At 60.9% G+C, this 15,497-nt stretch carries 12 protein-coding genes and 4 pseudogenes; 4 read left to right on the plus strand and 12 right to left on the minus strand.

Features of this window, described 5'->3' with window-relative positions; all coding sequences use genetic code 11:
* Nucleotides 1–33 precede the first annotated feature (33 nt).
* Both K414_RS0123965 and K414_RS0123970 read right to left on the minus strand, forming a co-directional pair.
* On the minus strand, nucleotides 34–1,548 hold the full coding sequence (locus K414_RS0123965) for an NAD(P)/FAD-dependent oxidoreductase (RefSeq protein ID WP_027498242.1): 1,515 nt from the start codon (nucleotides 1,546–1,548) through the stop codon (nucleotides 34–36).
* 158 nt (nucleotides 1,549–1,706) lie between these two features.
* Nucleotides 1,707–2,675 carry a diiron oxygenase gene (locus tag K414_RS0123970; RefSeq protein WP_027498243.1) on the minus strand — a complete coding sequence of 323 codons (969 nt, stop codon included), beginning with the start codon at nucleotides 2,673–2,675 and terminating at the stop codon, nucleotides 1,707–1,709.
* Between the two features lie 132 nt (nucleotides 2,676–2,807).
* Between K414_RS0123970 and K414_RS0123975 the strand changes: the two genes are divergently transcribed.
* A complete protein-coding gene (locus K414_RS0123975) occupies nucleotides 2,808–3,149 on the plus strand; it encodes a DUF4873 domain-containing protein (RefSeq protein WP_027498244.1) in 342 nt (113 codons plus the stop codon).
* Between the two features lie 215 nt (nucleotides 3,150–3,364).
* Here K414_RS0123975 and K414_RS29695 read toward each other — a convergent pair.
* Nucleotides 3,365–3,538: pseudogene (locus K414_RS29695) on the minus strand (IS3 family transposase); the annotation flags it as partial.
* A gap of 107 nt (nucleotides 3,539–3,645) precedes the next feature.
* Here K414_RS29695 and K414_RS27860 point away from each other — a divergent pair.
* From K414_RS27860 to K414_RS29000, 3 genes and pseudogenes are all read left to right on the plus strand, one after another.
* Nucleotides 3,646–4,671 (plus strand): annotated as a pseudogene (locus K414_RS27860) (helix-turn-helix domain-containing protein); the annotation flags it as partial.
* Between the two features lie 109 nt (nucleotides 4,672–4,780).
* Entirely contained in the window at nucleotides 4,781–6,556 is a 1,776-nt protein-coding gene (locus K414_RS27865) for an IS481 family transposase (protein ID WP_045840685.1), read from the plus strand.
* 51 nt (nucleotides 6,557–6,607) lie between these two features.
* Nucleotides 6,608–6,974, plus strand: a pseudogene (locus K414_RS29000) (IS30 family transposase); the annotation flags it as partial.
* A 221-nt stretch (nucleotides 6,975–7,195) separates the two neighbouring features.
* Here the strand turns inward: K414_RS29000 and K414_RS27870 are convergent.
* From K414_RS27870 to K414_RS0124055, 9 genes and pseudogenes are all read right to left on the minus strand, one after another.
* Nucleotides 7,196–8,476, minus strand: a pseudogene (locus tag K414_RS27870) (IS3 family transposase).
* 49 nt (nucleotides 8,477–8,525) lie between these two features.
* Entirely contained in the window at nucleotides 8,526–8,693 is a 168-nt protein-coding gene (locus K414_RS29225) for a hypothetical protein (protein ID WP_155288583.1), read from the minus strand.
* On the minus strand, nucleotides 8,677–9,372 hold the full coding sequence (locus tag K414_RS0124025; protein WP_027498250.1) for a hypothetical protein: 696 nt from the start codon (nucleotides 9,370–9,372) through the stop codon (nucleotides 8,677–8,679). The genes K414_RS29225 and K414_RS0124025 overlap by 17 nt, the downstream gene beginning before the upstream one ends.
* A gap of 48 nt (nucleotides 9,373–9,420) precedes the next feature.
* Nucleotides 9,421–10,380 (minus strand): MlaD family protein, encoded by a 960-nt coding sequence (locus tag K414_RS0124030; protein WP_027498251.1) that lies wholly within the window; start codon nucleotides 10,378–10,380, stop codon nucleotides 9,421–9,423.
* A complete protein-coding gene (locus K414_RS0124035) occupies nucleotides 10,377–11,414 on the minus strand; it encodes an MlaD family protein (RefSeq protein WP_032375375.1) in 1,038 nt (345 codons plus the stop codon). The genes K414_RS0124030 and K414_RS0124035 overlap by 4 nt, the downstream gene beginning before the upstream one ends.
* On the minus strand, nucleotides 11,414–12,463 hold the full coding sequence (locus K414_RS0124040) for an MlaD family protein (protein WP_027498253.1): 1,050 nt from the start codon (nucleotides 12,461–12,463) through the stop codon (nucleotides 11,414–11,416). The genes K414_RS0124035 and K414_RS0124040 overlap by 1 nt, the downstream gene beginning before the upstream one ends.
* The gene (locus K414_RS0124045) at nucleotides 12,457–13,452 is read right to left on the minus strand and encodes an MlaD family protein (RefSeq protein WP_027498254.1); all 996 of its coding nucleotides are present in this window, start codon (nucleotides 13,450–13,452) and stop codon (nucleotides 12,457–12,459) included. The genes K414_RS0124040 and K414_RS0124045 overlap by 7 nt, the downstream gene beginning before the upstream one ends.
* A complete protein-coding gene (locus K414_RS0124050; RefSeq protein WP_027498255.1) occupies nucleotides 13,449–14,456 on the minus strand; it encodes an MlaD family protein in 1,008 nt (335 codons plus the stop codon). Before K414_RS0124050 ends, K414_RS0124045 begins: the two co-directional genes overlap by 4 nt.
* Nucleotides 14,453–15,490, minus strand: a complete 1,038-nt coding sequence (locus tag K414_RS0124055) for an MlaD family protein (RefSeq protein ID WP_027498256.1) — start codon at nucleotides 15,488–15,490, stop codon at nucleotides 14,453–14,455. Before K414_RS0124055 ends, K414_RS0124050 begins: the two co-directional genes overlap by 4 nt.
* Nucleotides 15,491–15,497: the final 7 nt, after the last annotated feature.

Below are 15,497 nucleotides of genomic sequence, written 5' to 3' on the forward strand. Positions count from 1 at the left end.
ATACTCACTTCTCGATGACCTACGGTTGGATTGTCAGGCGATCTCGTACTCGGCGGGCTCGAAGTCTTTCGTCGCTCGCCAGTACTGCCAGGTGAACCCGGGCCACACCGTACGGTTGACACCTTGCGAGTCCAGATACCAACTCGTACATCCGCCGTTGGTCCACACGCCCTTGGCGAGCTTGTGTTGGATGCTCTTGTTGAAGTGTTCTTGAACCTCGGCCCGCACATCAACACGCTCCGCACCTCGACTGTCGACGGCGTCGATGGCCTTCATGATGTACTTGATCTGCTGCTCGATCATGAACACGACAGAGTTGTGCCCAAGACCCGTGTTAGGTCCGAGCAGGAAGAACAGGTTCGGGAAGCCCTCGGTGGTGATGCCGAGGTGGGTATTGATGCCCGTCCGGTGCCAGTGCGACGGCAAGTCCTCGCCCCGAGCGCCCTTGAGCGCGAGTTGATCGAACCCGTCCGTGACATGGAACCCTGTGGCGTAAATGATCACATCCACAGGGTGTGACACGCCGTCAGGGGTGACGATCGAATCGGCAGTGATCTTTTCGATCCGATCGCTGATCACTGTCGTGTTGGGGGCGGCGAGCGCAGGGTAGTAGTCGTTCGATCCCAGGATGCGCTTGCATCCGATGCGGTAGGACGGCATCAGCTTCCGGCGTAGCTCGGGGTCGGTGATAGAACGCTCGATGTTCCATTTCGCCACCTTTTCGATTGGTCGCATAAGGTTGGAGTGGCCGTTGAGCCCGAAGGCCAGGCTCTCTGCGCCCCAGTAGACCGACCACCGAGCGAGGCGGCGAGTAATGGGGATCTTGCTGAGCAGCGTCCGAAGTACCGGCGGCACCGCGAAGTTCTTGCGTGGAAGTACCCAAGCCGGGGTTCGCTGGAAGACCGTGAGTGTGCCGGCGTCCTTCTGCACGAACGGCACGAACTGAATCGCGCTGGCACCGGTGCCAATGACGGCCACCCGCTTGCCCTGGAGATCCACCGTGTGGTCCCACTGTGCCGAATGGAACGCCTGACCGGCGAACTCGTCGATTCCGGGGATATTCGGAAAATTCGGGATGTGCAGAGCGCCGACACCGGACACGATGTACTGCGCGACGTACTCCCGGCCCGACTCGGTACGCAGGTGCCACCGAGATTCGGACTCGCTCCAGTATCCGGAGACCAACTTCTGCCCGAAGTGGATCTTCTGAGTGACACCACGCTTGTTGGAGATATCTTTCAGGTACTGCTCGATTTCGGGCTGCGAGGACCACACCTTCGACCAGCTACCGCGACTCTCGAACGAGTAGGAGTACATCAGTGACGGTACGTCGCACGCGCATCCCGGATAGGTGTTGTCGCGCCACGTCCCACCGACGGAGTCGGCCTTTTCTAGAACGATGAAATCACTGTACCCGCGTCGGCGGAGCTGGACGGCCATACCGAGGCCAGAGAAGCCGCTGCCGATGATGAGAACTTTGGTAGTGATGGGCTCGGTTATTCCCGGGTCTGTCGCCGTGGCGGCGGACTTGGCGTTGGAGGACGGCATTGTGAAAATCTCCTGATCGAATGCAGAAAACGGACCCGCACGGCGCGCCGTGACGCGTGGCAGGTGTGGGAATGTCATCCGCCCAAGCCCACGAACCGAGGAATCCGGTCGTGGGGTCGAGGAATGGGCTGTGGGACGCGCGGACCGGGCCGGGCGTGTTAGCGCAGATCGTCGGGCAGGCTGCGCGTTGCGCGCCACATCGCCATCGTGAACTTCCCCTCCATCATTCCGGCCTCGTGGAAGAATCGGATCATCGGCTCGGACATGAACTGCAAGTTGACGCGATAGTTCGGGCTCGTCTGCTGCGCCCACAGGCCGCGCAGACGGCTGATTCCGACATCGGGATATACCTTCGGATTGATGAGCAACGGGTATGCAAAGTTCGCAATGGCCGCCAACGTGCCTCTATGCCAGGCGCGCGAGATGCGTCCGCGACGCTGCATCCCTTCCACCATTTCCAGCCGCGCGAACGTGATGTGACGGGCCTCTTCGAGAACGTGGATCTTCATGAGCTGGCGCAGCTGCGGCTGCATTTTCGGGTCATTCATCGCCTCGCGCTGAGCGCGGTCGAGGATCTCCTCGATGAGCAGAGTCGCGCCGGACACGGACGGGCCGAGAGGCACAAAGTGCAAGATCTTCGCGATGCTCAAGAACCCCTTCGGCAACTTGTACGGTGCCAGGCCCGTCTTGTTGATCAGTCGGGCGAACATCGTCGAGTGACGTGCCTCGTCGCCGATCTCGTTAAGGGCGTAGAGGGACCTTTGATCTGTCAGGGCGCCTTTGGCGGATGTTCGGAGCAGCGCCGAGCTGAGCAGATTCTCCGCGTAGATACCGAAGCTGAGGATGCTGACGATTTCGTGGCGCCCGAGTTCCGCCTTTTGCTCGTCGCTCATTCTCTCCCACAGCTTGGTGCCGTAGAGCGAGACCCGATGCTCTGGCAGGTAGTACTTTCCTTCCTCCCAGGGTGAGTCCCAATCGATGTCGATCTCCGCGTCATAGAATTTTTCGGCCGCCGCCCGCAGCAGTCGGCCGGCAGATCTCTGCATGTCGACGGGCTTGCGGGCGCTGACACGCGCAGCGCCTTCCGTTGAGACGTCGGGCTTGGTCTCCACATTTTGAACGGTCATGTGACACCTCCGTTGCGTTCCGGGCCGAGCTGAGTCTCGACTTCATACCCGTACTCCGGGTACCAGATACTGATAGTGTCTGCGCCAATGCGTTCTTTTGTCAATGTTTGATGTGAAGAAAGTGAGCCTTGCGTGTCTGACGACCACGATCTCGACTACTCCGGCGAGGGCACCTTGGTGTGCCGTGGCAAGGAGATTGCTGTCGGGGTGAAGATCAAAGGCTATTTCCAGCCCCTCAACGGCTTATACACCTGGTACGGAAGGATCGACAAGAATGATGCGCTCCACGCCGCCCTCTCGGGAAGGCGCACGGTTGCCGTCTTTGCGACACCAGAGGGACGCGCCGAGTGCGTCGTGGGCGACCCTGATTTCTGGGACCGCTATCGCATCTCGGGCACGAGCAGACCGCCGTACCACATCCCCACCACGCTCGAGGAAGTTGAGTCGATAGCAGAGAGTGAACATCAGGGTTGACCGACCCGCTTTGCGCCCTGGGTCGTTCCCCAGCATCCAGTCCGATAGCGCCCAGGCGGGTGAAGCAACGCCACCAGACGGCGCGCCGTGTCAGTGAACCGTCCCGGGTTTCTTGCCGCTCCTACGCTTGCAACATCTCCGGGCGGAGAGCCGATTCTTGACTGTGGTAGGCCTTCTCGAATTCGTCTGGTGTGAGGTAGTCGAGGGTGCTGTGGGAGGCGGCGTTGGTTGAACCAGTCGACCCATCCCATCGTGGCGAACTCGACATCGTCGATGGTCTTTAGCGGGCCGTTCAGGAACGGGCCTCTCTTCGATACTCCCTCGGTCTTGAACAACCCAATTGTGCTCTCGGCCAACGCATTGTCTTACACATCCCCGACGCTGCCGATCGGTGCCGCGATCCCCTCGAGCGCAAGCGTTCCCGCGAACGCGATCGACGTGTACTGACCAGGTTCAACCGGTCGACGCAACACCTCAAGGGATGGAGGGTGTTTCGATGGGACGACCACCAGAATGGGCGGCGACGTTGACTGGGCGGGCGGTGATGAAATCTCCGGGTCGTCCGCCGGTACGCCGAGATCTCGAACGCGAGTTCTGGGCGCAGATCGCGTTGGGGTTGACCAGTGAAGACGCGGCACCGCTTGCGGCGTGTCGGGGCCGGTGGGTTCACGGTGGTTCCGTCACGCTGGAGGTATGCCGCCGATTGACTTGGCCCCGCCCACGGGGAGGTATCTGACCTTCACGAACGTGAGGAGATTGCCCTGCTTCGCGCGAACGGTATGAGCATGCGAGATATCGCAGACCAGATCGGGGCGATCACCGTCGACGATCTCGCGAGAACTCCGCCGCAACGCTGCCACCCGCGGCGGCAAGGTCGAGTACCGCACATCAGTGGCGCAATGGAAGCCGATCTTGCGGCAAGGCGACCCAAGGTAGCCAAACTCGTTGAACACGAACCTCTTCGAGAGTACGTACAGGAAGTGCTCTCGGGCGTGATCCGCGACGAAAACGGTGAGGTTGTCGGCCCGTTCGCATCGTGGAAGGGACGCAACAAGGCACGGAGAGCGGACCGACGATGGGCCAGCGCATGAGCCCGGCACAGGTCGCCAACCGCCTGCCGATCGACTTCCCGGACGACGAGTCGATGCGCATTTCCCACGAAGCGATCTACCAATCCCTCTGCATCGAAGGACGTGGAGCGCAGGATAGAGAGTTGGTGGCGTGCCTGCGCACCGGACGAGCATTGCGCGAGCCGAGGGCGCGAGCGAAGAAGCTCCGCACCGGATTCATCACCGATGACGTCACCATCGGCTCGCGGCCAGACGAAGTCGCTGATCGCAAAACGCCAGGGCATTGGGAAGGAGGTCTGATCATCGGGCTGGGCAGGTCCACAGTGGGTACGCTTGTCGAACGCACCAGCAGATTCACCACGTTGCTGCATCTGCCACGTAAGGATGGGTACTGGGATGCGCCCCCGGTGAAGAACAGGCCGGCGTTGTCCGGTTACGGATCGGAGTCGGTGACGTGTAAAGGTTCAACACATCTTTGACGGAACGTCATCGGCACATATCTGACGCTTCACCAGCTTTGGTGATCGTTGGGTGTGCCTTCCCCTCAGCCCCTCGAATCCGATGCCAACATCGCCGAACGACTCACTGTCCAGGTCCGCTTTCCGAGCAATTACCGAGGTCAACGACGGCTCACCGGTCAGCGACGTCGCCGAGCGATTCGGCGTCTCCAGACAGACCGTCACAGCGTGGCGCAAGCGATACGAAAACTCGGGTATCGACGGACTTGTCGACTCGTCGAGACGACCGCATGCGAGCCCGAACCGTATCCAGCCCGACATCGAAGCCCTCATCTGCGAGATGCGACGACATCACCGGCGGTGGGGCGCACGCCGCATCTGCTTCGAGCTAAGCAAAGAAATCGGAGACCGAACCCCATCTCGCGCGACCGTCCACCGAACGCTCGTCCGCAACGGCTTGGTCAATCATCAAGAGCAACAACATAAACGAGTCTACAAACGTTGGCAGCGCGAAGCGCCGATGCACCTATGGCAGCTCGACCTCGTCGGCGGAATGTTCCTCGTCGGCGGACGCGAGTGCAAAATGCTGACCGGAATCGACGACCACTCACGATTCATCGTGACCGCAACCGTCCTCGAGCACCCCTCCGGGAACGCAGTATGTGAAGCATTCATCGCTGCCATCCACAAGTGGGGTTCGCCGTTCGAGGTACTCACCGACAACGGGAAACAATTCACCGGTAAACACACTCGGCCGCTGCCGGCCGAAGTGCTGTTCGAGCGAACATGCCGAGAATTCGGGATCACCGCACGACTGACCCGACGCCATTCACCCACCACAACTGGCAAGATCGAACGATTCCACAGAACCCTTCGTCGTGAATTCCTCGATGAGGCAGGCGCATTCGCCGACATCGCTGCTGCCCAAGCCGCCCTCGACGAATGGGTGCACGCCTACAACACCCTGCGGCCCCACCAGAGTCTGGACATGGCAACACCCGCGAGTTTGTTCCGTGCGCGAGCCCACCACGAGCATCACGACGGAACAACCGACAACGGCCAGTCCGATTCGTCATCAACTCTCACCGCTGCAAGCTCCAGCCTGACAACGGTGGGCCGTGAAAGAAGCAGCAGTGCAATCGAGCTCGACACCCAGGTACCACCGAGCGGCGTGACCAATGTCGCTGGAGCGCAACAATTGTGGATCGGAAGCAACCACGCCGGACGGACCGTCACCCTGTGGATCGACCTGGTCAGCATTCATGTCATCCTCGACGACACCGTGATCAAGACAGTGCGCTCGCGACTGACCCACACCGACCTCGAACGCCTCGCCATGCGCGGCACACGCCAGGGCCGACCATCTCCGGCAACAGCGGCAGTAGACACCGCAGTCCTGCCCACCAAACCGAGACCGATCGAGGTCGACCGAACCGCAGGACGAGACGGAACCGTCATCCTCGCCGGTCACCGACTTCACCTCGGAGCCGACAGAGCGGGAACACGAGTGACGCTGCGAATCGCCTCAGGGCTGATCCACGCCAGTGTCGACAACGTCCTGCTCGCGACACTGCCGAACCCGCTCGATGCCAGCCAGCTCGCGGGTCTGACCGGCGCACGGGAAGCTACGGGAACGTTGCCCGCGCCGCCGCCGGCCGGACCGCAGACCGTACAGCGACGCGTCCCGAAAGACGGCCGGGTCATGGTGACCGGTCAGCTGCTCAAGGTCGGCCGTACCCATGCCGGAACCATCGTGACTGTCGTGGTCGAAGACAACTACTTTCGGGTCCTCGACGGAACCACCGAGCTCGGCGTCTACGCGCGAACCTCAACCAAACCCATTCGGAACTTCAACGCCCACCGCCCCAGAAGCGGGTAACGATGTGTCGATGACAATCGGTCAAAGATGTCCTGGGCCCATACATGTCAGTCGGTCTGCGATGCACTCCAGGCTGCGATGACACCGCTGCCGGAGCACCTGCGCAGATCGGTGACCTGGGACCGCGGCGGAGCTTGCACGTCATGCGGAGTTGACCGCAGAAACCGGGATCCGTGTGTACTTCTGCGACCCGTACAGCCCCTGGCAGCAGGGAACGAACGAAAACACCAATGGATTGTTGCGACAATACTTTCCGAAGGGAACCGATCTCGCTCGATACCGTCGAAGTGACGTTCAGGCCGTGACGGATGCACTCAACAACCGCCCGCGCAAAACACTTGGGTGGCGAACCCCAGCGGAAGTGCTTGCAGAGCAGATGAACTCGGCTTCACGGCACTGTGTTGCGACGACAGGTTAAATCCGCCCTGACTGCCGGCATCGCTGTGATGGATGAGCCCTGAGCCGACGCGGTGTCCACCGTGATCTCGTCGCCGCAACGCCGTCTTCAGCGCCGTGGTGACCATCGCTGTGTCTTCGACCGTCGGCACGGCGAGGAGGCCTGCAAAATCCCGACATTCCCGATTCTGTCGGTGTTCGACCACTCGCAAACTGTGATCCGTCCCGGCATTTCCGGAGGGCTCACTGCGTGAGTGCCTCCTCCGGATTGAGGGTGCGCGTGCGATCGTAGTGGAGTTGCTCGGCGTGGTCGGGCGTGAGGTCGTGGCAGTAGCTGTGGGGGCGTTCGCGGTTGTAGAACGCGACCCACTGTGCGGTGGCCAACGACAATTCCGCGGCACCGGGGAAGCGAGGGCCGTTGTCGACGAGCTCATTCTTGTAGTCGGCGTTCACCGATTCGGCAAGGGCATTGTCGTAACTGTCGCCGACCGTTCCGATCGACGCCGCGATGCCCTCCTGCGCCAAACGCTGCCCGAATGCGATCGCCGTGTACTGGGATCCAGCGCCACTGTGGTGGATCAGATTACTCAAAGCAGTTACACCAGAACGTTTTCGGGAATCAATCGCGTTAGTGATGGCGGTGTCGACGAGGCTGGTGGTCATCTCCGATGCGACCTTCCACCCGACGATCTTCCGGGCGAACACATCGACGACGAACGCCGTGAACGCCCACCCCGACATCGTGCGGCATTAGGTGAAATCGGCGACCCACAGCCGGTTCGGTGCCACCGCGGTGAACCGGCGCTTCACCAGATCCTCGGCCCGCGGGTGGGTCGGATCGGCGACGGTGGTGCGGACCCGCTTTCTTTTTGAGCGCACCGTGCCACCTCATTTCCCGCATTAGTCGTTCGACGGTACATCGAGCTACCTCGATACCGCTGCTGCGCAACATAATCCAGGTCTTCCGCGAACCGAGAACCCGTGCGAGCGGTTGCCGCGTCCGGAGCATGTGAATGGCATCGATGACATGTGCATCGGACAGTATTCGGGCACACGGCACCCGAGTGACATGGTCGTAGTACGTGGACGGGGCGATGTGCATACCGTGCTCGGAGAGCACCGTGCACATCGAGTCGACACCCCAGACAAGACCATCGGCACCCACCCGGTTTCCCTGGTGAGTGCCGATGAAGTCCACAATTATCGGTGTGGCCGGTCGATTTCGGCCGCGAAAAAAGCTGACGCCGCCTTGAGTATCCCGTTGGCCCGTTTGAGTTCGGCGTTCTCCTGACGCAACTTCCTGATGACCTCGGCGTCGGCACGTAACTCGACAGTGCTGCCCGGGCCGTCGACGGGTACCTTCCGAACCCACTGACGAACGGTCTCAGCGGCGCCCACACCGAGCAAATCCGCGGTCTTGCGCATCGCCGCCCACTCGGTATCGCCCTGCGCCACCAACCGAGCCACCATGTCGACGGCATCCTTCTTCAACTCCGCCGAGTACCGCTTCGATCCTGCTGCCATGAGGTTTCATCTTTCCCTGAGACGAACCCTCCGGAAACACCGGGACGGATCACTGACCCGATCGAGGGGGCACCCGCCACCCGAAGAGATCACCCAACTCCTCACCGGCGTCGACCCCGCCGACATCTGCGACCGCGTCGAAGAATGAGTACCGTCCTGCATCTTGCTCTTCGTGGAACTCCTTCTGCGGAGCAGCCGTCTCATTCAGCTGGGCCATAGTCCTGAATCTGCCAGCCCTGGGCGGTTTTCGTCACGACCACCTTCAACAATGTCGGCAGTTCACTCGGTTGTGGATTCTGCACGTTCTGCGTCTTCTGGCTCGCGAAGACCATCACCGTGTATTCTCCGTCGGCGTCACCGGTTTCACCGGTGACGCTGGTGGCCAGAACGCGTCCCGACGCCTGCACCTGGGCCTGCTGGATAATCTGGGTTAGCGTCGGCCGAACCTCGTCGTACCGCTTGACTAGAGCCTCACCCGCGTCCTCTTTGACTGCCGCGAAAAAGGCGTCGGTGTTCTGGTAGCTGTAGGTCAGGGATCTGGTCGTGTAATCCGAGGCGGCCTTCGCCGCGGCGGCCCGTTGCGCGGCGTCGTTTTCCAATACCGACTTCGCTTCGTCGGCCTCGAGGTAGAGGTAGGCGAACACGCCGGCCAGCACAGCGAGCACCACGATCACGGCCGAAACCACCACGGCACGTGATCGCGGCGATGCTGACCAGCGGTGCCCACCTGGCGAGGGGGGGTCGACGTCGCTGTCTCCAGCCCCAGCCGTGGCTACGGCGGACGCGGCTGGGGCGTTTTCGTCCATCAGTAGATCGCCATCCGGCGTCGCTGCGGCCGCGCTGTCCTCGACTTCAGTGGGCTCGGGGTGCGGTTTCGTTCGGTCGTCATTTGTCATGTGGGACCTTCTGTGTAATAACGGTGACAGTCGCTTGCGGACGGGGCGTCACCGTAGTGGCGGCGACACGGTGACGGGGACCTCGGCGCGACCTGGTCGCGACGCCGGGAAAGTCCGGCCGAGGAGGTCGCCGATCGACCCGAAGTCGACGTATGTGTCGGCAACTTTCTCGGTCGCCGGTTTCACCGCCCGGGTGATCGTCAGCAGATCCGGCTGCAGGATCTGAATATAGCCGTTGAGCTTTTCCACAAGCTTCAACACGGGAGGCCACTTGTCGTACGAGGTGGTTGTGAACCTGATGAACGCCCGTTGAATCCGCGCCAGCCCGTTCACGGCGTCAGGGGTGCGTACAGATGCCGTACTGAGGACGTCCCCGGCATCGGCCAAGAGGCCGAGCAGGAACTCGGCGTTGTCTGCGGTCACCCGGACGGACCCATCTTTGCCGACGAAATCGACTACACGGTGCATCATGTCGCCGATCGTGTCGAGGTCGTCCTGCCGTCCGGCGACGGCCTCGGCGACGGTCTTGTTGATGGACTCGATCGATTCCGGGTCGAGCCCATCTGCCACTGCAGCCAACTTTGGCAACACCTGGGGAACCGATTGCGACACGTGCACCGCGTCCGCGGGCACCACGTCTCCGTTATCGAAGTACCCACCGGTTGCCGTGCCCGCGGGCACGAAGTTGATGTACTGTTCCCCCGCGAGCGACAGATTCTGGATAGACATCTCGCTGTCCTGGGGGATCTTGTGGTCGGAATCAATCGTCATCTCGACCTTAATTGCCGAATCCGCGACGTTGATCGAGGACACCTTTCCGACGGGTACCCCCCGCACCATCACCGGCGATGTGTCCAGCAGACCGCCTGAGCTGTCGATGATGGCGGTTAAGGAGTACTCGGAGCGGGTGGGGTTGATGTGTGCCACGCCGACGACGAGGTAGCCGAGCCCTACGACGAACACGACGGCGAGAGCCAGTATCGATATGAGCGTGCTGCTGCGGTTCACGGCATCATTCCGATTGATCTCAACACGGTTACGAAGGATTCGGCGTCACGCCGCGCTAGGTCCCGACCATCGATGGAGATGTCCGAGAGGTTAATGTCGGGCGACCGCACGAATGGAATGAGTTTGTCGCGGATGACGCTCGTTGCCTGCTCCGTGACGGACTTCGAGTAGATGTCGGAGTTGGCGATCGAATCGATCACCGGGGCGATCCCGGCCACTGACTCCTTTATCCGTAAGTACTCCGGATCCACGATCCTGCCCGCGGACACTGCGAAATCACGCAAGTTGGCGATGAGTAACGCGACCTCGATCAGGGAGTAGCCGAGGCCAGAAAAGTTGCGTCCGCCCTTGGTCAGCATCCGGTCGATTCCCGACGGATCGTCCAAGATCACTTTCAGAGTCTGATCCGCCGACCTCAACACTACGTCGAGTTTGTCGGTATTCGAGGAGACCTCCGAGACGGTCTCCAGCGTTGTCTGGTATAGGGCGTCGAATTGCTGCAAGTCCTTGGGGAACGTGGTGTTCAATGTCGAGATCGCGGTGTGGATCTTGTCGAGCTCACCGCCCCCGAGGACATTCGACATCCCGCGCATGACGTCCTCGACATTTGCTGCCGGCTCGGTCCGTGCCAACGGGATCACCGAACCCGACCGCAGCAAGGCACCCGTCGACGGCTCGGCTGGGGGAAGGATGGCAACGTAGATCTCACCAAGGAGAGTGTCCTGACGCAGCTCAGCCCGCGATTCCCCCGGCAGCTGAGTCGTGTTGTCGATGCGAGCTTTCACGACCGCATGCCCGTTCTCGTACGTGACATCTTCGACGAACCCGACGCTGATTCCCCCCGAGAGAACTTTTGCGAGGGCAGGCAAGTTGAGTGCGCTGGTGAACTCCATCTGGATGTCGTAACCGTCCGCGTCGGAGGTCGCTATCGTCGGCGGATTGTCGGCGTTGATCCCACACGATGTCACGAAAACTATCGTTGCCATCAGTGCGACCACCATGGGTCCGAGGCATGCGCGATTGACCGAGATCATCAGGCCCCTCCCCCCATCATCCCTGCGATCGTCCTCGATACATCGCTGGACCCGCAGACTCCGTTTGCCACCGGCGCGGCGCAGCCACCGACCAGGCTTCGCAAAGGCAGCGACACTGCGAACGCCTGCACAATTGACTTGGCATCGGGGTGTTTCACGATGAGGTCTGCCGTGCGGGCTGCGATCGCTACCACCATGTCCGGCTGCTCTCCCATGTCGGCGATGAGCGGAACGGCAGCATCACCGATCGCGAATATCGGGGGACCGAAATCTGTTGCGAACCTCGAGAGGATCGGAACGAACGTCCCCGCGTACTCGACTGCCGAGCCGAAGGTCTGGCCGAACGCGATGATGACCTCGATGGCACCTACGAAGTTGTCGAAGAGGGCGGTCACCTCTTTGTCGTTCTCGGTTGCCACCCCCGTCAGTGCGGCGAGGTTCCCGACGATGCTGCGAATCTGCATATCCCGCTTTGCCGGGTCGTCGATGAGCGTGGCTGAGTCCTTGATGATCCCGGCCACGTCACCCTGCGTTCCTTCTAGATTGCGGGAGACGAGCTCGAGGGACTGCAAGATCGCGTCGGTGTTCCTGCCGTTGTCCTTGACCAGGTCCTCGGACAAGTTGCTGATCGAGTCGAGCGTCTGACTGATTCCCAGCGGGGTTCTCGTCTTACTCAACGGAATGCACTGATCCGTCTCGTATCGGGCTCCATCAGAGTACGGCTTGGTGAACTCGATTTGACGTTCGGTCACGATGGATGTCGACACCAGAGTCGCGCCGACGTCGGCGGGCAGCGGAACGCTCTTGTCGATCCGCATGTCGATCCTTACACCGGACTGATCACTATTCTGGTGCACCCCGACGACGCTGCCTATCTTCTTGCCGAGCATGGCTACTGTGTTGCCTTCGAAGAGGCCCGATGCGTCGGTGAACTCGGCACACAGGGAGCGCGTGTCGTCGGACACCCTCCCCCCTATTTCCACACTAGCGACCACCACAACCACCACGGCGATCAGGAGCAACAGTCTTCGGATCCATGTAGTCAACATTTGTCGTCACCACTCGGAATGCACACACGAACCTCTGGTTCTGTGGTAGTCGACGCACCGACCGGCGCCTGGAGGAGGACGCCGAGGCGCTGAGTGATCTGATCAACCTGGGCCAGGGCATCGGAGTAGCCTGGCAGCTCTGACGACACCTTGTCGAGGAGCGTCTTGTATTGTTGGACAGACGGTTCGATTCCATCGCTGTAAGCCACGAGCGGCCTCGTGAGAAGTTTGAACAGACGACTGAGAAGGTCGAACCCGCCGCGGACGTTATCGATATCAGGTCCCAGCGTACTGGCAAGGAAGCTGAGTTGACGGAGAAAGTCGACCAGCACCTGTTTTTGATCGGCGAAAGCGTTGACGTATTCATCGGATAGAGCGACCGCTTTGTCGAGCTGACCGTACTGTCGCTCTAAGAGTTCCATCAAACTGCTGGTGTTCCTCAGTGCGTCGGGAATGTTTGTGTTGCCGTCGGAGAACGCATTCTGCAGCAGCGACGCAGTCTGACGGAGATCGACGCCCTTTACATCGCGGAACACCGGCGTCGTCGTCTCGAGCGTGTCCGAAATGTCGTAAGTACTCGATGTCTGAACAAGGGGGATCGCCCCCGACAGCGAGGTCGGTCCTGACCCTGGGTCCAGATCGAGAACTCGCCCGCCGATCGGCGTGATCAGGCGAACCGCTGCGGTGGCATCCGAACGGACTGGCACTGAGTCGTCGAGTCGAAATTCGACTGTGATAAACGTTCCCGCGAGGTCCACCGACGACACCGTTCCCTGTCTTATCCCCGCTATACGCACCTGATCACCCGACTCCAGCCCTCCGGTGTTGACCAGTTGAGCCGAGTACACCTTTTGGCCGGGCGGTGCGATATACACGGTCCCGGCGATTACCAGACCGACCACCACGGTCACCACCACCACAGCGGCGACGATGAGGTCGCGTCTGCGTTCGGACTGGTGATGCGGTCGATTTCGACTGAACAACCTCACTTACACACCACCAATCGTTGCCCCATAAGCGCAATCGTGGCTGTATCCGGCAGGGGCAGAAGGCCTTTCGAACATCGTGCCTCACTCGGCGTGGAATTCGTCGAAGCGTTCAGCGAGTCCATAAGGGGCTTGAGCAGTACCGCGCCATTCAGCAGCCCCTCCAACTCCCCGGGTTCTCGCGCCAGACGCTGATAGATCGTCGCGAAACTCTGGTCGTACGTTGAGTCAAGTTGCTCCCCGGCGATGACAGTTTTCTCCATGGACCGGTTGACCTCGCCCAGCGACTCCCGCAACCGGTCACTCACGCGGCTGAAGGCGTCGACGATCGATCCCAGCTGGTCGACGAGTTCGACCAGCTGCGCCGAGCGGCCTTCGAGTTGGTCGGAGACCTGGCCGAGACTCGTCACGATATTCGTGATGATCTCAGACCGCTGGTCCCCGTAGGCGGTGATGTTGGCGACCTGCTCCAGAACAGGCGATATACCCCTCCCATCACCTTGAGCAACGCGCAACAAGTTGGACTGCAGTTCATTGATCTCGTCGGCGTTAAGCGTGTCGAACACCGGCTTGAACCCGTTGAACAAGGTGGACACATCAAATGAGGGAACGGTCTTGTCGAGTGCCACCTGTGTGAGCGCCGCCCCCTGTGTCTTTCCCTGTGCCGCACCGATCAATTCGACATATCGCTGTCCGAGAAGATTCTGATAACGCACGGCGGCGGTGGTGCTCGACGTGATCGCGACGTCGTTGTTCAGTTGGAAATGAACGACCGCGGTGGGCCCTTTCAGGCCGATCGCCGTCACATAACCGACCTTTACTCCCGCCAAACGCACACCGTCGCGAGGCTTGAGCCCAGATGCATCGGAGAAGACCGCAGACCGTTCAGAACTCGCTCCGTCCGAGCTGGGTTCGAGGATGGCGATGATCACGTAGGTGAGAACGCCGATGACTGCGGCGAACGCGACGATCTTGACGATGGTGGGAATTAACGACTTGAGCTTCATCTTCTTGGTCCTCCTGCTGCAAGCGCGCTCTGCAGCGCAGGTGACGTCTGCACTACCAGGGCGACCTGAAGTTGTACTCGCTCGCCGACTTGCGGCGTGGCGTTGTCGATGCTGTCCAGGATCTGCGGGATGGTGTAAATGGTCTGCGCGAGTCCCGATGCCGATCTGGCGACCGGCCTCGCCAGATCGAGGCCGACGTCCAGTACCGAACTCAACGCCGGGTAGTTTTCGCTCAACAGTCCTCCCAGTCCCCCGAACAGAACCTCGCCGGTGCTGTTGAGGTTGCCTGTGGCCTGATTGATGGCCTCGTCGGTGGCGAAGAAGTCAGCGACGTCGACGTTTATGAGGATGCCCGGAACGAACGGCGTCATGAAGTCGGCAACGCCCTGGGACAGGTCTGCCGCGATCGCCAAATCCTGGCCCACTGGCCGCTGTTGAACGTCCCGAGTGAGCTGCGCGATCTGGAACATGAGCTGGCCGGCATCGGCAAACGTTTGGGAATCATCGACGACAAACTTCACCACAGAATTGAACGCCGGCTGATCGAGAGCATCGACCAGCTTCGAGAGTTTTCGAATCAGGGTCGATACCGAAGTGTGTTCGGACTGCAGCTTGCTCACATAGACGCTGCCGCCATCACGGATGAGGACTCCCCGCCCGGGGTCGACAATCTCCAGTGCCGTCGGCCCCAGCGCGCTGGCGGACGTGTAATTCACGGCCATGCCCTGACGCAACCGGATGTCGTCGTTCACTCCGGTGAGCTCGATTTTCACATTTACACTTTGGTCGCGCCCCGACACCGAGGACACCTTGCCCACCGTGAAGCCCCGATAATTCACCTCCGATCCGCCCTTCAACCCGTCACCAACCGCGTCGGTGGTGATCGTCACTGTCGTGTTGTCTTCATATTTTCCGGTCGCGTTGCCCGCCAGAAGATAGCCGGCAACCGTCACTACGACGAGAACCCCGATCCCGCGCAGGGTCAAGTTCGCCAGTGAGGGCGCGCGTCCTGATGGATCTTGAAATACAGCCACTTGAACT

Source organism: Rhodococcus sp. JG-3 (genome assembly GCF_000482405.1).
GTDB classification, from domain to species: domain Bacteria; phylum Actinomycetota; class Actinomycetes; order Mycobacteriales; family Mycobacteriaceae; genus Rhodococcoides; species Rhodococcoides fascians.

Bases quoted from the DNA above. Each gene is read 5' to 3' on its own strand.
- K414_RS0123965 (WP_027498242.1), bottom strand. From the start codon at position 1,548: ATGCCGTCCTCCAACGCCAAGTCCGCCGCCACGGCGACAGACCCGGGA.
- K414_RS0123970 (WP_027498243.1), bottom strand. From the start codon at position 2,675: ATGACCGTTCAAAATGTGGAGACCAAGCCCGACGTCTCAACGGAAGGC.
- K414_RS27865 (WP_045840685.1), top strand. From the start codon at position 4,781: ATGCCAACATCGCCGAACGACTCACTGTCCAGGTCCGCTTTCCGAGCA.
- K414_RS29225 (WP_155288583.1), bottom strand. From the start codon at position 8,693: ATGGCCCAGCTGAATGAGACGGCTGCTCCGCAGAAGGAGTTCCACGAA.
- K414_RS0124025 (WP_027498250.1), bottom strand. From the start codon at position 9,372: ATGACAAATGACGACCGAACGAAACCGCACCCCGAGCCCACTGAAGTC.
- K414_RS0124035 (WP_032375375.1), bottom strand. From the start codon at position 11,414: ATGATCTCGGTCAATCGCGCATGCCTCGGACCCATGGTGGTCGCACTG.
- K414_RS0124040 (WP_027498253.1), bottom strand. From the start codon at position 12,463: ATGTTGACTACATGGATCCGAAGACTGTTGCTCCTGATCGCCGTGGTG.
- K414_RS0124050 (WP_027498255.1), bottom strand. From the start codon at position 14,456: ATGAAGCTCAAGTCGTTAATTCCCACCATCGTCAAGATCGTCGCGTTC.